This window comes from Sphingopyxis sp., from assembly GCF_019459305.1.
Lineage (GTDB): Bacteria > Pseudomonadota > Alphaproteobacteria > Sphingomonadales > Sphingomonadaceae > Sphingopyxis.
Window position 1 is genome coordinate 1 of sequence record NZ_JAIBES010000132.1, and the last position, 24,366, is coordinate 24,366.

The 24,366-nt window shown below is 61.7% G+C and carries 21 protein-coding genes, 1 tRNA gene and 1 pseudogene; 5 read left to right on the forward strand and 18 right to left on the reverse strand.

All coding sequences use genetic code 11. From position 1 onward, the window contains the following. Positions 1–447 precede the first annotated feature (447 nt). Entirely contained in the window at positions 448–1,092 is a 645-nt protein-coding gene (locus tag K0M74_RS15560) for an outer membrane lipoprotein carrier protein LolA (protein ID WP_293974457.1), read from the reverse strand. 110 nt (positions 1,093–1,202) lie between these two features. Then, on the reverse strand, positions 1,203–3,515 hold the full coding sequence (locus K0M74_RS15565; RefSeq protein WP_293974460.1) for a DNA translocase FtsK 4TM domain-containing protein: 2,313 nt from the start codon (positions 3,513–3,515) through the stop codon (positions 1,203–1,205). Between the two features lie 123 nt (positions 3,516–3,638). Here K0M74_RS15565 and K0M74_RS15570 point away from each other — a divergent pair, with 123 nt between their 5' ends. After that, a complete protein-coding gene (locus tag K0M74_RS15570) occupies positions 3,639–4,880 on the forward strand; it encodes an FAD-dependent monooxygenase (RefSeq protein WP_293974463.1) in 1,242 nt (413 codons plus the stop codon). Between the two features lie 199 nt (positions 4,881–5,079). Then, the gene (locus tag K0M74_RS15575; RefSeq protein WP_293974468.1) at positions 5,080–5,619 is read left to right on the forward strand and encodes a hypothetical protein; all 540 of its coding nucleotides are present in this window, start codon (positions 5,080–5,082) and stop codon (positions 5,617–5,619) included. A gap of 147 nt (positions 5,620–5,766) precedes the next feature. On the opposite strand, the gene K0M74_RS15580 is transcribed toward K0M74_RS15575, so the two are convergent. Then, on the reverse strand, positions 5,767–6,417 hold the full coding sequence (locus K0M74_RS15580; RefSeq protein WP_293974471.1) for an LON peptidase substrate-binding domain-containing protein: 651 nt from the start codon (positions 6,415–6,417) through the stop codon (positions 5,767–5,769). Next, the gene (locus K0M74_RS15585; protein ID WP_293974474.1) at positions 6,417–7,328 is read right to left on the reverse strand and encodes a tetratricopeptide repeat protein; all 912 of its coding nucleotides are present in this window, start codon (positions 7,326–7,328) and stop codon (positions 6,417–6,419) included. The genes K0M74_RS15580 and K0M74_RS15585 overlap by 1 nt, the downstream gene beginning before the upstream one ends. Before the next feature lie 172 nt (positions 7,329–7,500). Here K0M74_RS15585 and K0M74_RS15590 point away from each other — a divergent pair. Then, a tRNA-Gly gene (locus K0M74_RS15590) sits at positions 7,501–7,575 on the forward strand. 337 nt (positions 7,576–7,912) lie between these two features. Here the strand turns inward: K0M74_RS15590 and K0M74_RS15595 are convergent. Together K0M74_RS15595 and K0M74_RS15600 are read right to left on the reverse strand one after the other, a co-directional pair. After that, a complete protein-coding gene (locus tag K0M74_RS15595; protein WP_293974477.1) occupies positions 7,913–8,290 on the reverse strand; it encodes a transposase in 378 nt (125 codons plus the stop codon). Next, positions 8,287–8,565, reverse strand: a complete 279-nt coding sequence (locus K0M74_RS15600; protein ID WP_293974480.1) for a transposase — start codon at positions 8,563–8,565, stop codon at positions 8,287–8,289. The genes K0M74_RS15595 and K0M74_RS15600 overlap by 4 nt, the downstream gene beginning before the upstream one ends. A gap of 203 nt (positions 8,566–8,768) precedes the next feature. Between K0M74_RS15600 and K0M74_RS15605 the strand changes: the two genes are divergently transcribed. After that, positions 8,769–11,729: a TonB-dependent siderophore receptor gene (locus K0M74_RS15605; RefSeq protein WP_293974483.1), complete on the forward strand. Its 2,961-nt coding sequence runs from the start codon at positions 8,769–8,771 to the stop codon at positions 11,727–11,729. Between the two features lie 88 nt (positions 11,730–11,817). Then, a complete protein-coding gene (locus K0M74_RS15610; RefSeq protein WP_293974485.1) occupies positions 11,818–12,375 on the forward strand; it encodes a Rid family hydrolase in 558 nt (185 codons plus the stop codon). Here K0M74_RS15610 and K0M74_RS19895 read toward each other — a convergent pair. The 12 genes and pseudogenes from K0M74_RS19895 to K0M74_RS15665 all read right to left on the reverse strand — a co-directional run bounded on the left by K0M74_RS19895 (position 12,372) and on the right by K0M74_RS15665 (position 24,360). Then, positions 12,372–12,479, reverse strand: coding sequence for an oxidoreductase C-terminal domain-containing protein (locus K0M74_RS19895; RefSeq protein WP_366932681.1), 108 nt, complete (start codon positions 12,477–12,479; stop codon positions 12,372–12,374). The genes K0M74_RS15610 and K0M74_RS19895 overlap by 4 nt on opposite strands. Next, positions 12,431–13,462, reverse strand: coding sequence for an FAD-dependent oxidoreductase (locus K0M74_RS15615; RefSeq protein WP_293974487.1), 1,032 nt, complete (start codon positions 13,460–13,462; stop codon positions 12,431–12,433). The genes K0M74_RS19895 and K0M74_RS15615 overlap by 49 nt, the downstream gene beginning before the upstream one ends. After that, positions 13,438–14,286 (reverse strand): annotated as a pseudogene (gene fghA / locus K0M74_RS15620) (S-formylglutathione hydrolase). Before fghA ends, K0M74_RS15615 begins: the two are co-directional and overlap by 25 nt. A 6-nt stretch (positions 14,287–14,292) precedes the next feature. Continuing rightward, the gene (locus tag K0M74_RS15625) at positions 14,293–14,610 is read right to left on the reverse strand and encodes a 2Fe-2S iron-sulfur cluster-binding protein (RefSeq protein ID WP_293974489.1); all 318 of its coding nucleotides are present in this window, start codon (positions 14,608–14,610) and stop codon (positions 14,293–14,295) included. After that, on the reverse strand, positions 14,610–15,722 hold the full coding sequence (locus K0M74_RS15630) for an S-(hydroxymethyl)glutathione dehydrogenase/class III alcohol dehydrogenase (protein ID WP_293974571.1): 1,113 nt from the start codon (positions 15,720–15,722) through the stop codon (positions 14,610–14,612). The genes K0M74_RS15625 and K0M74_RS15630 overlap by 1 nt, the downstream gene beginning before the upstream one ends. 216 nt (positions 15,723–15,938) lie before the next feature. After that, entirely contained in the window at positions 15,939–16,676 is a 738-nt protein-coding gene (locus K0M74_RS15635; protein WP_293974491.1) for an SDR family oxidoreductase, read from the reverse strand. Between the two features lie 96 nt (positions 16,677–16,772). After that, positions 16,773–17,231 carry an SRPBCC family protein gene (locus K0M74_RS15640; protein ID WP_293974494.1) on the reverse strand — a complete coding sequence of 153 codons (459 nt, stop codon included), beginning with the start codon at positions 17,229–17,231 and terminating at the stop codon, positions 16,773–16,775. Positions 17,232–17,256: 25 nt separating this feature from the next. Next, entirely contained in the window at positions 17,257–18,594 is a 1,338-nt protein-coding gene (locus K0M74_RS15645; protein ID WP_293974497.1) for an FAD-binding oxidoreductase, read from the reverse strand. 76 nt (positions 18,595–18,670) lie between these two features. Beyond that, positions 18,671–20,209, reverse strand: coding sequence for an aldehyde dehydrogenase family protein (locus K0M74_RS15650; RefSeq protein WP_293974500.1), 1,539 nt, complete (start codon positions 20,207–20,209; stop codon positions 18,671–18,673). A gap of 138 nt (positions 20,210–20,347) precedes the next feature. Further along, entirely contained in the window at positions 20,348–21,475 is a 1,128-nt protein-coding gene (locus K0M74_RS15655; protein ID WP_293974503.1) for an iron-containing alcohol dehydrogenase, read from the reverse strand. 22 nt (positions 21,476–21,497) lie between these two features. Beyond that, positions 21,498–22,697, reverse strand: coding sequence for a cytochrome P450 (locus K0M74_RS15660; protein WP_293974506.1), 1,200 nt, complete (start codon positions 22,695–22,697; stop codon positions 21,498–21,500). Further along, entirely contained in the window at positions 22,690–24,360 is a 1,671-nt protein-coding gene (locus tag K0M74_RS15665; protein ID WP_293974509.1) for an FAD-dependent monooxygenase, read from the reverse strand. The genes K0M74_RS15660 and K0M74_RS15665 overlap by 8 nt, the downstream gene beginning before the upstream one ends. Positions 24,361–24,366 lie beyond the last annotated feature (6 nt).

Genomic DNA, 24,366 nt, shown 5'->3' on the forward strand with positions numbered 1-24,366 from the left:
TTCTTTAGACCTTTATTTTTCCCCCTTCGCGTCGGGGGGGGGGTCCGCTTTTTATATCCCCCTCCGCTTGGGGGGTGGGTGCATGGGGGGGGCTATCGGGGCCCGGCGGGGGGGGCGCAACGAGGATGCTTGGGTGTGCCAGCGCCGAGAATCATAAACCCCCGTCCCAGGGGCGGTGGAACGGGGGTTCAAGGTCAGCGTTCGTCACGCTCTTGAATGAAGACACCGGGCAATCCGGGTGGGGCAACAGGGGGAAACCCAAATCCGGGGCCGTGTTGGCGTCTTCGAGAGTTGAAATAGCCCCGCGTCCCTGTCGCCAAGCTGAACGAAAAACGGCGGCACAGCGCCGATTTTGCAGTTCGTCGATGCTGGGCGACGGTTCGGCGGAAAAAGACCGGGGAGTTTTGCAAGAAAACGCACCGGCCCGAATTTTTCGTTCAGCCTCGGTCAGCGACCGCGTTTGTTCGGGCGAGGATCGGTCCAGCGGAACGCCGAATCGGCGACCGCGACGTTGAATTTCTGGTTACTGAGGTCGATCCGCGTCCGGTTGTTCTGCGAATCGAGCGCGACCCAGCCGCGCAGACGCAGTCCGGCGGGCGCGCCACTATCGCGCACGAACACCATCGTGATCGTGCCATATTCGGGGCGTTTGGTATCCTTGACCTCGACGCTCAGCACATCGTTGCTGCCGGTGGGGATGACCTTGGCATATTTGGTCAGGTCGCGATCGGGGTCGAGCAGCGCGCCGAGCGGTGAATTCTTCACCGGCCAGCGCTGCACCTGCCGCACCTCATAATCGATCATCGTCAGTGAACTCCCGTCGCCGACGATCAGCAGCGGGACGTCCTTCTGATATTGAAACCGAATTTTGCCGGGGCGTTTGAGCGTCAGCTTGCCCGACAGGCGCTGGCCGTTGCGGTCGGTCTGGACGAAATCGGCGGTCATCGACCCGGTCGATTTGAGATGCGACTGCACCGCCGCGAGGGTGTTCGACGACTGCGCGACGGCAGGAACGCCGATCGCGAGCCCGGCGACGGTCAATGGCGTCAGCGTCCAGGCGGCAAGGCGGGTGAGGGAATACTTCAGGGTCATGGGACTCTCATTCTGTTCTATGTTCGCTCGGCTCATCGCAGGCGGGCATTGAACCCGCCGTGAACCTGCTCGTCAGACGCCGTTCAAACCGCGAGACGGGCGAAGGTTCCTCACCGCTGTTGGCCATATTGATCGGTCAGCACATCGCGGCGGCCGACATGGTTGGGCGGACTGACCAGCCCTTCCTCCTCCATCCGCTCGATCAGCCGCGCGGCGCTGTTGTACCCGATGCGCAGCTGGCGTTGCAGCCAGCTGGTCGACGCCTTCTGGCTTTCGACGACGATCTGGCAGGCTTTCGCATACATGCGGTCCTCGGCGCTGTCGCCGCCCGCGGGAGCGCCCTCCATCGCAAAGCCGCCATCCTCGGGATCCTCGGTGACGCTCTCAATATAGTCGGGGCGGCCCTGCCCGCGCCAATGATCGGCGACCGCGCGCACTTCGTCGTCGGACACGAACGGGCCATGAATACGCGTGATCTGCTTGCCGCCGGGGACATAGAGCATATCGCCCTTGCCAAGCAGCTGTTCGGCACCCGCCTCGCCCAAAATGGTGCGGCTGTCGATCTTCGACGTAACGTTAAAGCTGATGCGCGTCGGCAGGTTCGCCTTGATCACGCCGGTGATGACGTCGACCGACGGGCGCTGTGTCGCGAGGATCAGGTGGATGCCCGCCGCGCGCGCCTTTTGCGCTAGCCGCTGGATCAGAAATTCGACCTCCTTGCCCGCGGTCATCATCAGGTCGGCGAGCTCGTCGACGACGATCACGATCTGCGGCAGCGGCGCATAGTCGAGCGCCTCTTCCTCATAGACCGGCTGGCCGGTGTCAGGGTCGTAGCCGGTCTGGACGCGGCGGCCGAGCGACTTGCCCTTGGCGAGCGCGCCGCGGACCTTGTCGTTGTAGCTTGCGAGGTTGCGCACCGACAGCGACGACATCATCCGGTAGCGGTCTTCCATCTGCTCGACCGCCCATTTCAAGGCGCGGATCGCCTTTTTCGGTTCGGTCACCACCGGGGCGAGCAAATGCGGAATATCGTCATAGACGCTGAGCTCCAGCATCTTGGGGTCGATCATGATCATCTTCACCTGGTCGGGGCCAAGGCGATAGAGCAACGACAGGATCATCGCATTGAGCCCGACCGACTTACCCGAGCCGGTGGTACCCGCGATCAGCAGGTGCGGCATCGGCGCGAGATCGGCGATCATCGGGTCGCCGCTGATATTCTTGCCGAGAATGATCGGCAGCGCCCCGGTCTGGTCCTGGAACAAGGCACTGCCGATGATTTCGTGCAGCACCACCGACTCGCGGTTCGCGTTGGGCAGTTCGATGCCGATCACGGTGCGGCCCGGAATCGGCGCGATGCGTGCCGACAGCGCCGACATGTTGCGCGCGATGTCATCGGCGAGGTTCGACACGCGGCTCGCCTTCGTCCCCGGCGCGGGTTCGAGTTCGTACATGGTGACGACGGGGCCGGGGCGGACCGCGGTGACAACGCCCTTGACCTGAAAATCCTCTAGCACCGATTCGAGCAGGCGCGCGTTGCGCTCCAGCCCGGCCTTGTCGATCTGGCCGGTCGGTCCCGGCGGCGGCGGCGCGAGCAGGTCGATCGACGGCAGCTGATAATTGGTGAACAGCTCGGTCTGCGGCTTGGGCCGGGGCTTCGACGGCACGGTGCGCTGCGCGGGGTCCGCGATCTCTGGCGGCGCGCGGTCGCTGGGTTCGGCGATCGCGCGCGGGCGCACGACGCGCTCCATCAGGTTCGGCGCCCTGCCACTCTCGTCGGCGGCGCGCGCCGGCTCGGCGATGCGGCGGCGCTCGGCGGCGGGCAAGCGGAAGCGCGACGCCCATCCCTTTTCCAGCCGCAGCGCGCGCCACGCGAGCCACAGGCCGATGGTGACGAGTAGCAGGATGGTGGCAATGCGAATCAGCGCCGCCGCGGGTTCGCCCGCCGTCGCAAACAGCGGCGTGATCGCGCCGCCGATCAGCAGCGCGATGATGCCACCCCAGCCTGCGGGCATCGGTGCGCTCGTCGCGGGCGCCCACAGCTCGACGCCCAGCCCGACGAGCAGAATGCCGATGAAGCTGTAGGCGAGCTGGCGCAGCCAATAGGGTTGCGGCGCGCCTAGCCACAGCCGCCACGCGAGCAAGCCGAGCAGCGGTAGCAGCAAGGCAATCCCGACGCCGCCGATTGACAGGCCGAGATCGGCGAACCACGCGCCCGCGCTGCCCATCCAGTTGGCGGCGGCGCCGTGCGCGGCGGTGTTGAGCGCGGCATCGGTGCTGTCATAGGTGACAAGCGCGAGGGTCAGGAACAGCGTGAACAGCGCGAGCGCCGCCGCGGCGCTGATCACCAGCGATCGCGCGATGCTCTGGCGGAAAACGGTGCGCCAATCGGCCTTTGCCGGTGCGCCCTTGCGGCTGGCCATGCTGTTTGCGGTTCCTATCAGTTAACCACGGCGATATGCACATGCGCCGGACTCGCCGTCAAGCGCGGGGCAGCGCGCGTCCACAGCCTTTCCAAGCGCGCCGCGGCGCGCTAGGGCAGGTTCATGAGTGAAACCCTGCGCAGCGATGTCCTGATCTCGGGGGGCGGCCTCGTCGGCCAGGCGCTCGCCCTGGCCCTGTCGCACCATGGTCTGTCGGTCCAGATCGTCGATCCCGCCGACCCGGTCACGACGATCGCGCCGGGCTTCGATGGCCGCGCGTCGGCGATCGCCAGCGCGACTTGGCAGATGTTCGAAGTACTGGGGATCGCCGAGCGGCTCAAGGGTCACGGCTGTCCGATCCGCGCCATTCAGGTCGCCGACGGCGCCCCCGACAGCGGCCGCGGCGGTAATCTCGATTTCGTCACCGCTGACGGCGACCCGCCGCTCGGTACGATGATCGAGAACCGCCAGCTCCGCCTCGCGCTTGCCGCGGGGCTTGCCGATGCGTCGCTGGTCCGGCTGCATATGCCCGCCGCGGTCGTGTCGCGCGATATCGATGGCCATGGCGTCACGCTGACCCTCGCTGACGGTACGAAGCTCGTCGCCCCGCTGCTGATCGTCGCGGAAGGCCGCCGTTCGCCGACGCGCGACGCCGCAGGCTTCAGCATTGCCAACTGGTCGTACCACCACCATGCCCTGATCGGCGCGGTGTCGCATGAACGGACGCACGACAATGTCGCGCACGAAATCTTCTACCCCTCCGGCCCCTTCGCGCTGCTGCCGCTGGTCGATGACACCGAGGGACGGCATCGCTCGGCGTTCGTGTGGACGGTCGCCGAAAATGACGGTCCCGGTTTCGCCAAGCTCGGTGACCGCGGCTTTGTCGCCGAATTGCAGAAGCGCGCGGGCGGGGTGCTTGGCGCGATGCAGCTCGTCGCACCGCGCATGAGCTATCCGCTCGGCTTCCACCACAGCGCGTCGATCGTCGCCGAGCGCATCGCGCTGGTCGGCGACGCCGCACATGGCATCCACCCGATCGCCGGGCAGGGACTCAACCTCGGCCTGCGCGACGTCGCGGCGCTGACCGAAGTGCTCGTCGAGGGCGCACGTCTCGGGCTCGACCTCGGCGATGCTGCCTTGCTCGCGCGCTATCAGCGTTGGCGCGGGCTCGACAATATGATGGTCAGCCTCGCCACCGACGGGCTGACCCGCCTGTTCGGCATCCCCGGCCGCACCGCCGCCGCGGTGCGCCGCACCGGCTTGGGAGCGGTGCAGCGCCTGCCGATGCTCAAGCGCTTCTTCATGGACGAGGCGCGCGGCGAGGCGGGCGATTTGCCAAGGTTGCTCGCGGGGGCGGAGGTCTAGACGCAACCTCTTAGCCCGTTTGTGTCGAACGAAGTCAAGACACCTCGCGGTCTTACGCATCGTCGAGGGGCATCTCGACTTTGCTCGATTCGAACGGGATTGTACGTATTTCTACCTACCTCCTCATCAGCCCGCGGCTCATCTATTTCCCTATCCCCGTCACCGCGGCACCAACGCCGCAGCACCATGGGGACGGACCATGTCGGCGAAAAGCGACGCGCTCAAAACGGCGATGACAGACTATATCCAGGCGCGAACCGCGCGCGGCGCGGCGCCGGACGCGCGGGCGCGGGTGGTCGCCGACCGGGCGTTCGCGCGGCTGGCGGCGCTGGTGGCGCCGCGCATCCGCTACTTCACGCGCAGCTATGGATTGGCCGACGTCACCGACGATGCGGCGCAGGTCTGCGCCATCGCGCTCCACCGCGCCGCCGAACGCTATGATCCCGCGCTGGCGCGCATCACGACCTATGTGAACTGGCAGCTGCGCGCCAAGCTGCAGGAGCTGCGCTTCCGCCTCCACGGCAACCAGCGTTCGGCGGGGCGGCGGGCTTGTCACTGCGACGCTGTCGCTCGATACGCTGCAAGCCGACGGGGCCGACGACTGGCTGATCGATCCCGTCACAAAAGCCGCGACCGAACAGGCAGCGGGCGACGACCTCGCGGGCCTCGTCGCCGACCGGCTGGTCGGCGAATGGGTAGCGCGCCGTCGCACCACACTGCTGCGAGCTTCGCGAGTTGACAATGATCGCATCGAGACGCACCTCGCCGCCGAAAAGGCGCTGGTCCGCGATCAGCTCAGGGGGAACGACGCCGCGGAACGGCTGCGCGAATGCGACCGCCATATCGTCCGCCGTACGGCGCCTCGCAAATTGAACTGAGCACCCGCCTATTGCAGCGTCGCGCGCCCGTCGTCGCTGTCATAGCGGCCGAAAAATTGCATCAGCTGGACGACCAGCTCAGCGCGCGCGTCGATCGGGGTCGCTTCCAGCAGTGCCTGCTTCGCCGCGGCATCGAAGGGCGCGACCTGCGCGATGCCGTTGACCAGCGTCGCATCGTCGAGCTGGCCAACCGAATCCCAGTCGACGACATAGCCCTGCCGCGCCGCAAAGCGCTTGGCCTCGCGCTCCAGGCTGGCGCGTTCGACGCTCGAAAGCACCGCGTCGTCCTCGATCTCGGTTTCGATCTCGGCTTCGACCTGGCGAAACGGGGTGACGACATCGAGCTCGCGCCGGACGCGAAAGCGCGCGACGCCTTCAAGCACGAGGTTGAAGCGCCCGTCGTCGAGCGCCTCGACATCGACGATGCGTCCGACGCAGCCGACATCATAAAGCGCGGGCGGCTCGCGGCTTTCTTCGCCGGGCAACTGGCGCGGCTGGATCATTCCGATCTGACGGTCGCGCGCCAGCACTTCCTGCACCATCGCCGAATAGCGGGGCTCGAAAATATGCAGCGGAAGGTGCAGCCCGGGAAACAGCACCGCGCCGGGCAGCGGAAAAATCGCGATCCGCTGGATGGTCAGGGGCGCTTCGGCGTTCATCAGCCGAACAGGATCAGCGACAGACGACGGCGCTGCGCCGCGACCCACGGATCTTCCAGCCCGACGGCTTCGAACAGCGCCAGCAATTTGGCGCGCGCGCTATCCTCCTGCCATTCGCGGTCGGCGGCGACGATGTGGAGCAGATTGTCGGCGGCGGCGTCGCGCTGCCCCGCGCCGATCTGCGCGCTGGCCAAGTCAAAGCGCGCCTGATGGTCGTCGGGATTGGCGGCGACCGCGGCTTCGAACGCGGCCAGTTCACCCGCGTCGGGGGCGTCGGCGGCGAGCGCGAGCGCACTTTTTGCCTGCGCGATCGCGGGATCGTCGGCGAGTTCGGCGGGCACCATGTCGAGCGCACCGTGCGCGCTCGTCAGGTCGCCCGCGAGCACAAAGGCGCGGATCAATCCGCCATGCGCCGCGGCGTTGTCGGGCGCCATCTCGATGATCTGCCCAAAAATGCCGGCTGCGCGTGTCCCGTCGCCTTCGGCCAGCACGGTTTCGCCCATTTCGATCAGCGGCGCGATCTCGACCGCGCGCGCCTTCGCCTCGCTTTCAATCGGCAGCTGCGCGAGCAGCTGGTCGAGCGTTGTCTTCAACTGGCTTTCGGTTCGCGCGTTGGTCAGATTGGCGACCGGCTGCCCCTGAAAAATCGCATAGACGGTCGGGATCGACTGGACTTGGAACTGGCTGGCGATGAAGCGATTCGCATCGACATCGATCTTGGCGAGCAGTACGCCCTTTTCAGCGTAGTCGGCGGCGACCTTTTCCAGGATCGGGGTCAGCTGTTTGCACGGCCCGCACCATTCGGCCCAGAAATCGAGGATCACCAATTTGGTCATCGACGGCTCGACGACGTCGCGGCGGAAGGCTTCGACGGCTTCCTTCTCGGTGGGGTTCAGACCCAAAGTGGCCACGCGTCATGCTCCTGTTTAAAAATGCCAGGTCATCTATGTGGGAATTGCGGCGAATATGCCAACCCTTCGCCCGCGATAAGATGCGAAATGCATGAAGAGGGGTTGCCGACTCAAAAACCCGATGCTAAGCGCCCGCCTCACCCGCTGGAACCGACCGGTTTCAGCCGCCAGAGCGGGCGTAGCTCAGGGGTAGAGCACAACCTTGCCAAGGTTGGGGTCGAGGGTTCGAATCCCTTCGCCCGCTCCAGTTTTTCCAGTATTTTCAACGGTTTACGTAACGACTCGTTCGACGTCTAAAACGCTCGTTTTCTTTGGGCTACCACCGGGCTACCACGGATCAAGGTTGGTGCTCGCATCTCCTAAAGCCCACCAACGGTTGCGCAAGCATTTGTATCGGCGACGCATTCAAGGCAATGTAGCTATCCCTGGCTAGGGCCAGGACTCATTGATCAGAGCCAGAAGATGACGGTAGTGGCGAGGGCTACGGCGGAGAAGATGGCCTTCGGACACCGATCGTAGCGCGTGGCGACGCGCCGCCAGTCTTTGAGACGACCGAACATGATCTCGATGCGATTGCGGCGTTTTTAGCGCCGCTTGTCGTATTTTACGGCCCTGTTCCGTATTTGCCGGCCCAGGATGCAGGGCGTGATCCCCTTTTCCTGCAAGGCGTCACGGAACCAGTCGGCATCATAGCCTCGGTCGGCCAGCATCCATTGCGCTTTGGGCAGACTGCCATGCAAAGCGGCCGCGCCAGTGTAATCGCTGACTTGGCGAGCGGTCATGAAGAAACTGATGCGACGGCCATTCGCATCGGCGATCGGCGCAGGCGCGGAACCGCCTCCACAGCATGCAGCTTGGTGTCCATGCCGCCCTTCGTGCGCCCGATCAGGCGTCCCGGACCCCTTTTTTACCCGCAGGCTGGAAGCCGTGCGGTGAGCCTTGAGATAGGTCGCGTCGATCATGATCGTCTTGCGTTCGGGAGCCTGAGGTGTCGCCGTCCCTCCATTATGCGGATGAAGATGCCTTTGTCGCTCCACCGCTTCCAGCGCTTGTAGAGCGTCTTTTCCGGGCCGTATTCTCTCGGAGCATCGCGCCACCTCAGCCCATTGCGATTGACGAAGATGATGCCGCTCAAAACCCGCCCGTCGCCGACGCGCTCGCGGCCATGGCTCTTCGGAAAATAGGGCTGAAGACGCGCGATCTGACCGTCCGTCAGCCAATACAAATCACTCATCATTCAGGCCCTCGCAGTGAGCCTGAATCACAGCGGCCTGCTCAAATCAATGGGCCCTGCCCCTAGAATAAAATTCATCCGATGAATGATTGATACGTGATTCATTGATTTGAAGATTACGCAAAGCTCGAGCACAAACGCACACCTGCAAGCTAGATTAGCAATACAAGACAATTGGAAAGAAAATTCAGAATACAGGGGAAAGTATGAAAAGTAATCTTAGGAATTTTCGCTTTATCAGTCCGATTATTGCGTCTTCTATGGCAGGTTTTGGAGCCCCTGTTGTTGCTCAGGCAGTCGAGCCGCACTCGCCGACCTCAGATTCTGAAATTTCCTTGCCCATGGCAGACTCTGCTGACAGCGAGAATGCGAACAGCAACGAGATTGTTGTCACCGGGTCACTGCTCAGAAATCCCGCATCGGAGGGCCAGGCTCCGGTCCTGGTGCTCAATGCCGATGAAGCAAACCAGCGTCAGGCCAACACAGCGCAGGACCTGCTGCGTGATTTGCCGGGCGCGGTTGCCGGCATAGGCACTGCTGTCAACAATGTTGGCGTGACGGGAACATCGACCGTTAACCTCCGGGGCCTTGGGTCAAACCGCAATCTTGTTCTGCTCGACGGAAATCGTGTCGTCCCTTCTGATCTGACCAGCGTTACCGATCTGAATAACATTCCGCTGGCTCTGATTGAACGGACAGAGGTACTGACCGGAGGCGCATCGACCACATATGGGGCGGACGCTATTTCAGGCGTGGTGAATTTCATCACACGAAAGGACTTCGTTGGGGCGGAGATTGCGGCGAGCAGCCAGATCACGCAGAAGGGTGACGGAGCCTATCATCGGATCGACGTTACTTTGGGAGCCGATTTTGCCGATGACAGAGGTAATGCAGTTCTCTCGCTGGGCTATCAGAAATCTGATCCGATTTTTCAGAGCGATCGCGACTTTTCCCTGTTCAATGTCAACTCATTCACGGGTCGAGAGATCGGATCAAGTTCGGGCGTACCGTCGATTATTTCGATTGCAGGTACTCCTCTCAGCGGCCTGCAGGTGGATGCCGGGAGCGGTGCATTAGTCCCGGCCTATCGACCTTACAATTTTAATACGCTGAATCTGCTGCAGACACCCTTCGAACGATACAACGTCTACGGTGCGACACATTACGACGTCACCGATGATGTCACCTTCTACATGCGGGGGATGTATTCGCACAACGTCGTTACATCGGTTCAGGCACCCTCCGGGAGCTTTGGCAGCACCTTCGTCATTCCTTTGAGCAACCCCTATCTGCCGATCGCCGCGCGCGACCAGATATGCTCGGCACTGACCCTGAACCCGGCACAGTGCACAGCCGCGAGTTCAGCAAGCAGCGAGTCAGACCCGAACTACCGGACTATAAGGACCAACCTCTTCCGACGCGCCGTCGAAGTGGGACCTCGCATTTTCGACTTCACGACGGATCAATTCGATGCGCGCGCCGGCCTTCGCGGAGCAATTTCCGACAGCGTCTCGTTCGACGTGAGCGGTGCGTATGGCGAAAGCACGAACACTCAGAATGTCGAAGGCTATATACGGATCTCGCGTCTTGCCAATGCGCTGCTCGCGACAAATCCCGATAGCTGCCTGAGCGGGAATTCCGGCTGCGTGCCGGTCAACGTCTTCGGTGACGAGGGCAGCATCACGCCTGAGATGGCGCAATATCTGACTGCGGACAGCAGTTCATTCGTGAAAACATCGCTTGGTCAGATCCGCGGAGTCATCAACGGAGATTTCGGGACCAGCCTGCCCTGGGCATCTGATATGATCGACTTCGCTTTCGGCGCGGAGTATCGGAGCTACACCGCTTTGCAGGCCGGAGACGAACTATCAAGCAGTGGTGATCTCGGTGGTAATACCGGGGCTATCCTGCCAATCAGTGGCCGCTACGATGTGGTGGAGGGTTTCAGCGAAATCAGTATTCCTGTCATCCAAGACAGGCCAGGCATCGAAAATCTGCTGCTGAATGGCGGGATCCGCTACTCCAGCTACGAGATCTTTGCGCCGGATTCTCCAACCTTCAACACCACAACATGGAAAATAGGTGGCGAATATTCGCCAGTGAGGGGACTCAGGTTCAGGGGGGGCTACCAGAGGGCCGTCCGCGCGCCCAACTTTGGTGAACTCTTCAGTCCTTCACAGCGAACTCTCTCGTCACTCAATTCCGACAGATGTGCCGGTGCCGCTCCGACAACTGATGTCATTTTGCGCGCTGTGTGCCTGGCCCAGGGCGCCCCCGAAAGTGCCATTGGCTTCATTCCCGAACTGACCTCCGGTCTGGCCAATAACACCTCTGGCGGAAACCCGAACCTCAGCCCCGAAAATTCCGACAGTTATACCGTGGGGTTGGTCGTGGAGCCGTCAATCTGGCTCGACGGTTTTTCAGCGACAGTCGACTATTATCATATCAGAATCGTCGACGCGATATCCGCGCCCAGCGCCGCTGAAGTATACGGGCAGTGCTTCAATAACCTGACGGGCTCCAGTGCTGCCAGTCCCGAATGCACGCAAATAAGACGAAATCCGGTCGATGGGTCGCTTCTGGGCAGCGACGGCGTGCCTGGTGTACCGACTCCGCTGACGAATGCCGGAAAATATGAGACGGCGGGTATCGATGTCGGCGTCAATTATCGACGCAGCATCGGGGCGGTCGACCTCAATCTGAGTTTTAACGGTAACTGGACTTCGTATGCCCGGTATCAGGCAACCTCCGGTTCGGTGAACCGGGACTGTGCTGGCTATTACAGTGTGTCCTGCGGCTCGCTGCAGCCGAAAATCTCCTGGACCCAGAGAACGACGCTTGTCTACGATGACGTTTCTCTTTCCCTGCTCTGGCGGCACCTTGGATCAATGGAACAGGAGCCTCTGTCTGTCGCCACGGGTGGTTTGGCGTGTTGCGGATACGACAGGATTTCCGCCTACGATCTTTTCGATCTGACGGCGAGATTTGAACTGCGCGATCGCTTCACCTTCCTTGCGACCGTGCAAAACCTCTTCGATCGAGATCCTCCATTTGTCGGCGCCAATATCGGGCCCCGCAATCCCTCGTTCAACCAGGCGAACACCTTCCCCTCGACTTACGACGCGCTTGGTCGCCGTATCGCTGTAGGTGTCAATGTGACTTTCTGAGCAGACCTCGGTGAAGCAATCAGGTCGGGCAGCTGATGGATATGGCGGAACATATTTTCGGCCATGATATCGTGAAAGGTAAAATCGAATGACTCACAATCTTGCTGACAGACGCCGCGTTCTGACCGGGCTGGCAGGAGCTGTCGGAGCGGCGGCGGTGATATCTACAAATGGCCACGCGCAGGAGTCGAAGGGGACAGGAACCGAAGGACCGCTTCCACCGGAAGGTGAGATCACCAAATTCAGCACTGGCGGGTATTATGAAATCAATCACAATTACTCGCGAGCGGTAGTCCTCGACAACTGGATTTTCATGTCCAACACAGCCGGGATAGACCCTGCAACGGGCACATTTCCGCCGGATCCCGTTCAGCAAGCGAGGTTTGCAATCGATAAGATCGAGAAATCTCTTGCTGAGCTCGGCAGTGGTCTGGCGGATATCGTCCGTTATGTCGCCCACATCCCCAACAGAGATGACCTTTTTCCGGTGATGAACTTTGTTACGAGTCGCTTTGAGGGAATTGATCCTGCCGTGACCCTGTTATGTACGCCGCTTGGATCAGACGATTATAAAGTTGAGCTCGAGGTCACAGCCTATCGAACAGCAGGCAAGCGAACAGAGAAGCGCCTTCTGAAGAAGCTTTAATTTGCCTGACTCCGGCGCATGCTGCCGCCGGAAAAAGCGTGCCCGACTGACAGCCCTATAGTCTGAAGTCTGAGATCATACTGGTTGGACCAGAACCAAGGCAAAGCCCTATACGACGCGGTTTCCTCCAGATGTTTGCAGCTGCCGCCGCAGCCATATCGACAGTGTTCTGAACGCTTTCGAGGCGCAAGATCATGCCGCCAGCGAAGCGATTGTGATGTTCGGCACAATCTCCGTTCGCATAGACGTCCGGCAGCGAAGTACGGCAGTGATCGTCAGCTCTGATTCCGTTTTCGCCTGCTGCGCCTGCCTCGCACAGCGGACCGATGGCGGGAACGATACCAATGCCTTCGATGACCAGATCGCATTGCACGCGAGCGCCGCTCAACAGCCGTAAGGCGCAAAGGCCGTTCGCTACCTTGTCAGCGCCCCCAACCTGTACGCCGAAATGGAAAGCCACTCCGCGTGCCTCGTGCTCTTGCTGATAAAAGGCTGCGATCTCCTCGCCGGCCACGCGCGCCAGCGGACGATCCTGTACCTCGATCACCGAGACCCTGCATCCGCGTTCGCTCAGCACCGCAGCGGCCTCCAGACCGATGTATCCTGCGCCTATGATCGCGACCCCCGGAGTGTTTGCGCCGAGGTCGCTCCGCAAACGGTCGAAATCGGCCCGGCACCGGATGACATAGCTTTCTGACATGCCCGAAAGCGCTCCACCAACTCTGCGCGCGGCACCGCCGGCAGCCCAGATCATGGATTTCAATGCGATGGAATCTCCGTCCCGCGGGCGGGCCGTCTTGCCTGATGCATCAATCGCGACGACTTCTGCACCGAGCTGCAAGTCGATTTGCTTCTCGCCCCAAAAGCTTTCGGGGCGAAGGAGCATCTTGGGCAAACTGGTTTCGCCGGCGAGGTAGGACTTGGAGAGCGGAAGCCTCTCGTAAGGGAGCTCGTTTTCCGCGGAAAGTAGGACAATAGAGACCTGATAGCCCTTCCGGCGCAACTCGATCGCGGCATGGGCGCCTGCATGACCGGCCTCGACGATCAGAACGTCGGCACAACTCATCGCAGCCAATTCGCGCGCCATGAAACGTGATCCGCCATGACGGCTGAAATGAAATAGTAGGAGTGGTCGTAACCCTCCCGCATGCATATTTCCGGGCTCATTCCCGCCCTCGCACACGCGATCGCCAGCGCGCCTGTCCTGAACTGTTGTTCGAGGAACCGGTCGGCCGTGCCCTGATCGACGAGGAGACGTTCATGCCTCGCTCCGTCTTCGATCAGCGCCACCGCATCTTATTCTCGCCAGGCACCCGCATCCTTACCGAGATATCTTTCGAAAGCTTTCATGCCCCAGGGCACTTTCGTGCCACGACGGGACTGTACGCGCTGATTGACCTGAAGCGATCAGGTTTGCGGAGGCCGATCGTCAATGCGCCATGACCTCCCGTCGAATGCCCCATGATCGACTGCCTCGATATGTCTGCGGGAAAGTTGTGAGCCAGCACTGCGGGCAATTCCTGCTCGACATAACTCCTCATGCGATAATGCTGCGCCCAGGGCTCACGAGCCGCATCGACATAGAAACCGGCTCCTGTCCCGAAATTGTAGCGTTCAAGGTCCGGCACATCCTGGCCGCGCGGGCTCGTATCCGGCGCGACAAAGATCAGCCGATGATCGGCGCAGGCCCGTCGAAATTCACCCTTTTTCCGTCACGTTCGCATGTGAGCAGGTCAGGCCCGACAGATACCAGAGCACCGGCATTGTCTCGCCCGCTTCGAGCTCCGGAACTTAGGCAGAGAATGTCATCTCAGTACCTGTTTGCGTCGAGGCGTGGGTATAAACGCCCAGAACGCCGCCATACGCCGTGGCTTCGCTATCGGCATGGAGCTCGGGAGCTTTGCGCGACATTGTGGGTCAGTCTTCCTGCGCGATACGCACCTGCAGCCCATCGAGGACGTCTGTGATTACGATCTGGCAGGACAAACGCGACTGCCGGTTCCGGTGCCCGGAGCCGTCGAGCACATCGTCCTCATCTTCGCTCAGGACTGGAAGCCTCGGAACCCATTCCTCTGCGACATGAACATGGCAGGTCGCACAGGCGCAGCATCCGCCGCACAGGGCGAGGATCTCATCGAAGCCCGCATCGCGCAATCCTTCCATCAAGCTGACCCCCGCCGGGATCGCCACATCCTGCGTTTGGCCGGAACGCTGTGTTACCGTGATCGTCGGCATCAGAACACCACGACGCTACGGATCGACTTGCCTTCGTGCATCAGGTCGAAGGCGGTGTTGATCTCCTCCAGCCCCATGACGTGGGTGATCATCGGGTCGATCTGGATCTTGCCGGTCATGTACATGTCGACGATCCGGGGCACATCGGTGCGGCCCTTGGCCCCGCCGAACGCGGTGCCGCGCCAGTTGCGGCCCGTCACCAGTTGGAACGGGCGGGTGGCGATTTCCTTGCCCGCTTCGGCCACGCCGATGATGATGCTGGTGCCCCAGCCGCGGTGGCAGGCTTCCAAGGCGGTGCGCATCACTTCGGTGTTACCGGTGGCATCGAAGGTGTAATCCGCGCCGCCATCGGTCATTTCGACCACCTTGGCGACGGTCTCCTCGCGGCTCAGCCCCTTGGAGTTGAGGAAGTGGGTCATGCCGAAACGGCGGCCCCACTCTTCGCGATCGGGGTTGATATCTACCCCGATGATGAGGTTCGCGCTCGCCAGCCGCGCGCCCTGAATGACGTTCAAACCGATCCCGCCAAGGCCGAAGACCACGACGTTGTCTCCGACCTGCACCTTGGCGGTGTTGGTGACAGCGCCGACCCCGGTGGTGACGCCGCAACCGATGTAGCAGGCGCTCTGAAACGGTGCATCCTCACGGATTTTCGCGACCGCGATTTCGGGCAGCACGGTGAATTTGCTGAAGGTCGAACAGCCCATGTAGTGGTAGATCGACTGGCCCTTATAGCTGAAGCGCGTGGTGCCGTCGGGCATCAGCCCCTTGCCCTGTGTCGCGCGGATCGCGGTGCACAGGTTGGTCTTGCCGCTGAGGCACGACTTACACTGGCGGCATTCCGGGGTGTAAAGCGGGATCACGTGATCGCCCGGCTTGACGCTGGTGACACCCGGTCCGACTTCGCGCACGATGCCTGCGCCTTCGTGGCCCAGCACGCTGGGGAAGATGCCCTCGCTGTCCAATCCATCGAGCGTGTAGGCATCGGTGTGGCAGATGCCGGTCGCCATGATTTCAACCAGCACTTCACCGGTCTTGGGCCCTTCCAGATCGAGTTCGACGATTTCGAGCGGCTTTTTCGCTTTAAAGGCAACGGCGGCGCGGGTCTTCATGGCGTACTCCTTTTGCTTCCAGGTCGACCGGATGTCCGCAACCGCCTGCATGTCCGAGGAAAGGGCTTTCTGATCTGCTCAGCGCACGATCGTTTGCGTCTTTCCAGCTCGGGTTCGCAGATGCCGAAAGCGCATGCCCAAGCCAAATTGACCTGTACGATGCTCAAAATTCAGCAATCGAATAAATCCGGGATAAAAATTCATGAGACCCGGGCGTTAATTCATGCCCCCGTTCACGAAGATTGTCTGCCCGCTGACCCATCGCGTCCCGCTCGCGAGGAAAGCGATCACCTCTGCAATCTCGTCCGGCTTGCCCAGCCGGCCGAAGGGATTGAGCCCGGCAATCTTCCGCACGAGATCCTCGTCCTTACCGCGCAGGAAGAGATCGGTTTCCGTGGGACCGGGTGCGACGGTGTTGACGGTAATGTCGCGCCCGTTCAATTCCCGCGCCAGAATGAGCGTCAACGCTTCGACGGCGCCCTTAGTCATGGCATAGGGCCCGTATCCGGGAATGGCCTGCCTTTCCGCAGCGGTCGAGATGTTGATGATCGCGCCGCCGGGGCGCGTGCGCCTCGCGGCTTGCTGCGAGACGAGAAAGGCCCCCCGGATGTTCACCGCAACGAGGCGATCGAAGGTTTCGGGGTCGAACTCCACGAGCGGGCCAACCATCATGTCGCCCGCGCAATTTACTGTCACGTCCAGCCTGCCAAATGCCTCTTCCGCCGTGTCGAACAGGTTGCTGACATCGTCACTGGAGGCGACGTCACAGCGCACGGAAATGGCCGATCCGCCGGCCTGCCTGACGGCATCAGCCACCTCCTGCGCGGCAGCCTCGTTCGAATGAAAGGCGACAGCGATATCATAGCCTTCTGCGGCCAGCCGTTCGGCTACCGCACGCCCGATTCCGCGGGAGCCCCCCGTGACAACCGCCGTTCTTTTCGATTCTGATGCCATGGGCACCTCCCCGCTCCGTGATCAGGCCTCAACGTCATTCAGAATGCATCTGGACATCAGCGGCTGTCGCCGCCGGCACCGGTCTTCCCTCCTGCGTCAATCACGCGAAAGGTGAACGCCCAGCGCGGCGATGCCCGCCTGATAGGCACGCGACAGAAACTGACCGGCTTCCCCGGGATTACCTCCGGTTGCGGTGAGGCTGCTCGACCAGATAACAACGCTCCTGCCGCCTGAAAGCGGCAGCACCTGCATTTTCCCGAGATACCCTTCGAAGGGAAGTTCCTCCGGGGGAAGCAGCTCATATTCAAAAAAGCGTTCGCGATCCGACAAGGCCAGCAGCCGTTCTCGTGCAACGGCTCCGGTATCGAAGGTCATGCGTCGGATTGCCCCCACCTCACTGACGCCCGCACCACCCTCCATCACGCAAGAGACGATCTCACCGGCCCATCGAGCGGCGGAGGTGAAGTCCCGGAGTACTTGCCAGGCCGTATCGGCGTCAGCGGCGATCACGCCGCTCTCCTGAAGTCTGATAACAGTCAATTCGAACTCCTTCATCCGGGCGGCACGGCTGTCCTGGCTTTCAGTTTCCGCCGAAGCTGAAAAAGCGGCGCGCGGGATCGTATTTCGCGCGCAGGGTTTCGAGGCGCGCCAGATTGGACTCAGACATTACTCTGGCAGGGCGACGGCGCAGGTTTTCGTCGGCGAGCTGCGATCCCGCGCTGTGAAGCATGAGAGCTTCTGCGGCTTTCGTCGCCCAGTCACGATCCGAAGGCTGCCATTTTTTCCCGCGAAGGCCGCCATAAAGCGCGAGATAGGTCCGCGCCTCTATCGAGAAGGCCATGGCATCGCGCGTTCCCGGCGCGGGATTCCAGTTCAGCCAGAGAATGTGACTTGGCGCACCCGGCTGGTTTGCCGCAGTTTCCTGAAGCACCGGAATGACCTGCTCGACCGGTCCGTCGAGCCAGACATTGTCCGCATGCCAGCGGGTTCCGGTTGGAAAAATGACCTTCTCAGCCACTTTCATGATGTTGCCGAGGGGCGCGCCAATCAGGGGTAGCGTAAGACTGGCGGCGGGCCGCAGGGGGCCTTTGTCGATGAACGCGACCAGCTCCTTCGCCTCGGCCCTGCTTTCGGCGAATACCGGTGTGACGACCTCGACCCCGTGGCTGAAAATACCGAAGGCCTTCCGGTTGACGACTATCTGGAATTCGACCTGCGATGAGATTTGCGGGCCGATTTCATGCGCCCATCGGATGACCTTTTCCAGATGCTTCAGCCGGAAGACCTGCATCTTGATGCCCGTAAAACCAGGCCTTTCGTGCAGTGCGAGATAAAACTTTGTGACGATGCCGAAAAAGCCAGTCCCGCTTCCCCGCAGCGCCCAGAAAACATCTTCGTTCTGTGAGCGGCTTGCATGAATCAGCGTTCCATCGGCCAGCACAACGTCGGCTCCGGTTACGTTGTCGCAGCCAAGGCCCACCATACGGCTGTTCCAGCCGAACCCGCCCTGAAGGAGGAATCCGCCCATGCCCACGGTGAAAGCATGCGCCACAGGGAAGAACAAACCATGCGGCGAGAGGGCAGCGTCAAGGTCACCCGAAATACAGCCGGGACCAACCACGGCGCTGCGCCCGGCCGGGTCGATCGCGATCTCGTCAAGTGCGGAGAGGTCGATAAGCAGACCACTGTCGCGAATGTGATTCTGCGACCATGCATGCCCCCCGGAACAGCATGCGACCCGCCAGTTCCGGTCGCGGGCCCAGAGTACAGCCTGCGAGACATCGTCTGCCGATCGCGCTTTGACCAGCGCGTGGGGCCGGATACCGGGATCCTCTTCGCCGAAACTGGTCGCGAGCACCGCTTCGTCAAAGCCAGGCTCGCCCCTCTGCCTGGCTATTGCGCGCACGTCCGGGTTCATGACGTCCTCGACAGCGAATAGTGAGGGTTGCCCCGCGAACAAGGCGGAGCTGCGTGCGGCGGCCAAACCCCGGCCATCAGCTCTCCGAATTGGGCGCGGGTGCCCGCACAGCGTAGTTTGAATGCGGCTCTTCGAGATTGATGACCACCGCCTTCGATAGCGTATAGTGATCGATCGTCTCAAGACAGCCTTCCCGTCCGAAACCGCTCTGCTTGTACCCGCCAAGAGGCATTCCAGGCTTGAAGTTGTAGTACCGGTTGACCCAGATCATGCCTGTTTCAAGACCGCGCGCTATCCGATGCGCCCGGGTGAGGTTGCTGGTCCAGATGCCGCCGGCGAGACCATACTCGGTATCATTGGCCTGCCGAAGCATTTCCGCCTCGTCGTTCCAGCGGATAACCGATGTGACGGGACCGAAAATCTCCTCCTGCGCCACGCGCATATCGTTCCTGACGCCCGAGAAGATCGTCGGCTCGATGAATAACCCGTCCTCGAGGCCGGTGACGCTGGCCGGCTTGCCGCCCATCGGTATGTCGACGCCCTCATCACGCGCGAGGTCGAAATAGCCATTGACCTTGTCGTACTGGATCTTCGACGCCATGGCCCCGAGCTGGGTCGCCGGGTCGAGCGGATCTCCCTGGACCACGGCCTGTAGCTGGCGTCGGAAGGATTCGAGGAACTGATCCTCGACCTTTTCATGGACGAAAACGCGGGTCCCTGCCGAGCATACCTCGCCCTTGTTGAAGATGTTGGTGACCACGGCGGATTGCGCGGCCGCGTCGATGTTCGCGTCTTCGCAAACGATATTGGCCGACTTTCCGCCGAGCTCCATGGTCTGCGGGATCACATTCTTCGCCGCATAACCGATGATCTTCTGGGCCGTCGGGCGCGAACCGGTGAAAGTCACCTTGCGGACCTTTGGATGGGTCACGAGCGGTTCGCCGATGACTGGCCCGTAGCCCGTGATCACGTTGATCACACCGGGCGGGACGATATCCGCGATATCCTCGATGAACTGCATTACCGAAAGGCACGCGATCTCAGCGGGCTTGAGCACCACCGTACACCCCGCGGCCAGCGCCGGAGCCAGCTTGAACGCAGCCATCAGCAGGGGGACGTTCCAGGGAATGATCTGCGCGGCCACGCCGATCGGCTCGCGATGTACGAGCATCGTCGCATCGGCGAAATCGGCTGTCGAACCGTGCGGGTAGAATGCTGCTCCGGCGAAGAATTCGAAATGCCCCATCGCCCCGACGATATCGTGGGTGAAGGCGTCGGTTATCGGTTTGCCATTGTTGAGCGATTCCAGCAACGCATAGTCGAAATGCCGTTCACGAATGCGCTGCGCCAGCGCACGAAGAATGTTCTGCCGCTGCGCAGGAGCCGAAAGGGCCCATTTCGGGAAGGCGGCGGCGGCGGCCTCGACAGCCCGGTTGACGTCTGTCGCATTGCCGTCCTGGATGTATCCGACGAGTTGCCGGGTCGCCGGATTTTCGAGAGCGATCGTCTTTCCGCTATCGCCCGCGATCCATTCCCCGCCGATGAACTGGCCAAATGTCTTGGGCTTCCCGAGTTCGCCTGCCTTCTGACGCGCAAGCTCAAGCGTTATTTCCATTACCAATGTCCTCTCACGCCGACGCTTCCGATCCGGCTCACCCGATCAATTGATTTTCAGCCTCATCTGCTGGGCCATGCCGCGCCAGCGAGCAAATTGATGTATCCGGCCTTGCGAATAAGTCTGCTGAATATTGCATCAGTCAACCAGTGCCAGCGATGAATATAGCATCCGCTCGTAATCGTCCCGCGAAGGGGGATAATGGGCGAAACCATTCAGGAAGTGGGCATGCGCCGCGCTAGCCAGCCCGGGTACATCCTCGCTCCGGTATCCGAGCGCCGCGAGACTGATGGGGAGCCCGACCTCCTTCATGAGCCCGGCAAAAGCGTCTCCCAGAGAATCATCCGGATTGATCCCGAATGCGGCGCACAGCAGACATTTGTCTCCGCGCCTTTTCTCCAGCACCTGGTCCACCGTCACGACCACGCCGATCCCGCTCAGTATCCCGTGCGGAAACCCCTGGTCACTACAAGTGAGCGCAAGGGCATGCGCAGGCCCCGTCCCCATGCTCATCGCGATGCCTCCGGCATAGCTCGCCAGCAGCATTTCCGATCGCGCGACAAGGTCTCCCGGGTCTTTCATGACCGTACGAAGCGCACTGACACCTCGTCGCAGACCATCGAGCGCGATCAGTTTAGCGAATGGTACATCGTCCTTCGAAAGAAAGCCCTCGACGCAATGCGACAAGGCATCGATCCCGGTCGCGGCGGTGATGCGAGGCGGAAGCGTGCTGGTGAGTTCGGGAGCGAGCACCGTAAGCTTCGGCATGACCTGGTAAGACGCGATGCCAACGCCGGCGCTCTTGCTGTCCGGATGGATGCCTGCGTAGATATCCGCATCGCTGCCCGTACCTGCGGTGGTCGGGATCGCTATGATCGGCACGGCGCACCCGATCTCGCGCTCGGGATGGAGAGCAAAGGACGCAATGTTCTCGCCGGTGGCCACGACGACAGCGATGCACTTCGCCGTGTCGAGAACGGACCCGCCCCCGAAACCAAGAACACAGTCGCACGCGCTCGCTTGATAGGCCACCGCTCCCGCGTCGACATCGCCGAAGACGTTGTTTTCAGTCACGCCGTCGAAAATGGCATGATCGACACCGTCAAGCGCCGCCGCGAGTCTTTCCAGCAGTCCCGCGGCAACGATGCCGCGGTCAGTAACGACAAGGGGGCGCGCCAGACCCAGAAGCCGTAACTCCTTCCGCAAGACTGCAAGTGCTCCTTCACCGAATACGGTGCGTGGCAACTGGAGAACGGCCTGGTTCACTGTCGAATCCGTGGAGTTGCTTTCACGCCCATTGCGGCTGGATCACAAGCTTCGAAAGCCCGCGCAGCGTGTTGTGAAGCTCCCTGTGCTCTTCCACGATCACGAAGCTGTCCATCCTGTCGAGAAGGATGCGCAGAACCGTTTCGATTTCGAGCTTGCCGAGGTGGCGGCCCGCACACATGTGGGTTCCGTAGCCAAAGGCATTGTGATCACGCGCGTCGCGCATGACGTCGAACCTGTCCGGTTCCGGATAATGGCGTTCGTCGCGATTGGCCGCCGCATACTGCATGATCGCACGATCGCCGGCGTAGAGCCTGACGCCTTCCAGGTCATGATCCTTTGTCAGGACCCGCGTGAAGGCCCGGATCGGCGACTCCATCCGCAGAGCCTCATCAATCGCAAAGGGGACACGATCCCGATTCTCTTTCAGCAGGGCCCACTGGTCGGGATTGTTGCCAAGAAGGTACAGGGTGCTGCTGAGCCCGTGGATTGTCGTATCGAGCGCGGGCGCGGTGTAGTCCATCAGCATATTCTGCGCTTCCTGATGGGAGAGCTTTCCCTCGTCGGCAGCAACAAAGAGGGCAGCCGCCCAGCCGTCCGGATCCATTTCCTCGCGCTTGAGGCCGGCGAGATAGACGAAGGCTTCCTGGCCGATTTCGAGACCCGTCACCGTGCGCGGATATCCGTCAGGGCCCATTGCATCGAATAGCCCGGCGGCCCAGATCAGCATGTTGTTCTTCCCGTCCTCGCTCAACCCGAGCAGCTCGGTGACGACGGTGAGCGGCAGGAAGTGAGCCAGTTGCGAGACGGCATCGAAGCTGTCCTCCTGCATAAGGCTTTCGACATGGCCCGATGCCAGTCCATGCAGCCGCACCCTCAGGCCCTTCATCGCCCCGGGACTGAGTGGCCTTGCGAAGGTTCGCCGCAGCCTCATGTGTTCGGGGTCGTCGGCAAGCAGCATGATGCCGTCCGACGCCTGGTTCAGAATCCCGTTCATCGCGATGCCTTCGCGGGATGTGAAAGTCTGTGCGTCGAGAAGCGCCTTGCGAATGCTGCTGTAGCGCGGGACTACCCATGCATTGTGCCGGGACAGCCAGACAGCCGGGCCCAGATCCCTGAGCTTCCTGTAGTGCGGATAGGGATCACGCAGGACCTCGTCGGACCACAGATCCAGATCCGAGGCCGGCTGGCGTGTCCGGGTCGCTGTCGTTGCTTCAGGCATCTTCTCTCTCCGTTTGTCGCCCGGCCCTGCCGATGCTCTTGCGCATGACGACGAGCGCTTCCTCGCTGCTTACCCGGTCGCCCTGCCATGCGATATGTTCATCCGGCCGCGCAAGCACGAGCGCTTCGGGAAAGAACGCCGCGGCCTCGTGCGGAATTGTCAGGATTTCGAGCGGAACCGACAAAGCGCTCGCGGCGAGCCTAAAGGCGGTGACGCCGTCACTCGCCTGCTCCCTCGTCAGGAGCGTCAATCCGGGCCCGAAGCGATCGTAAACCGAAACCCCCGGCGCCAGCCAGAAATGCGGGACAAGCTTGCCCGGCACCGCAACGGGGTCGTATTCCTCGGCCACCGGCGCGCCGAGGTCATCACCTCCCGAAACGATCGGCGACCCTCCGTAATGGTATCCCAGCACAAGGCCGATCGTGTGGAATTCGCGGCGCTTCTGCTCTACGGCTTCCCTGCCAAGCGCTTCGCGGGCCGTCTGCCCTTCGCTGCCTGGATCTTCGAGATCCTTACGCAGCAGATCGGCACTCAGCACAGCATAATTGGCGACTGCTTCGTCGACCGTCCACCGGTGAACCTGCCCCCGTTCGTATTCGTAGCTGTCGAGGAGGCCTTCCCCGCCCCATCCCGCCAGAACGGCGCCCAGCTTCCACGCCAGATCGGCCGCATCGCCAAGTCCCATGTTCATTCCGTAGCCGCCAAAAGGCGGACGCAACTGACACGCGTCACCGGCGATGAAGGCGCGGCGGTCGCGATAGGTGTCGGCAATGAGCTCATGCGCATACCAGGGGTCGAGCGCCATGACCTCAAAGTCGACCTTCCTGCCTATGATGCCCTGCAGGTATCGGTCGATCTGCTCTTCGGTCATGCCGCTGTCGCCGCGCGGCAGCCTTTTAGCGATGTACCAGAGCTCGCCGATGGGTCCCATGATGCCCGGACTGTCCTCGTTGATCAGCCAGTGCATGATGCCGCGATTGGCTGGTGGATTCTTGTTGAGTTCGGGAATGCGCAACACCATGTTGTAATTGCAGGCGTAGGCATATCTGCCTTCGAGTTTTCCGCCGATGATCTCTCGAACCTTACTTGATCCGCCGTCGGCGCCGACGATGAATTTCGCACGCAAAGTAAATTCTTCTTCGTCGCCTTTCTGAAACGAAGCGGTCACGCCGTCATCATTCTGCGAGAAGCCGAGAAGCTGCGTCCCGTATTCCTGCTGCACGCAGGCGAGCTCGTCGAGGCGGGTCTTGATCACCTCCTCGACCTTGTATTGCGGAATCCATTCGCTCGGCTCGCAAAAGCGCAGGTCACCGGCGTGGCTGTTTCCGCGAAAGTAGATGTTGGGCAGCGTCGCGATATGGTGACCATAAAGACGCGTCTGGAAAACAATGTCCGTTGGCAGGTCGTCGGGCGTAGGACTGGCCTCGCGGACCTTCTGCGCGAGCCCCCAGCGCCGCAGATGTGTGAGCGAACGCATGTTGAGTGTCTTCGCGCGCGGTTGCGGCCCGCGCGAACCATCGCGTTCGACCATGATCACCCGGTGCCCACAAAGTCCGAGTGACAGCGAAAGCGCCAGCCCCACCGGGCCCGCCCCGATGACGAGCACATCGGTATCGAAACTCTGCGTGTCAGACACGGTCACCCCCGGCAATGCTTCGTCCAAAATCCA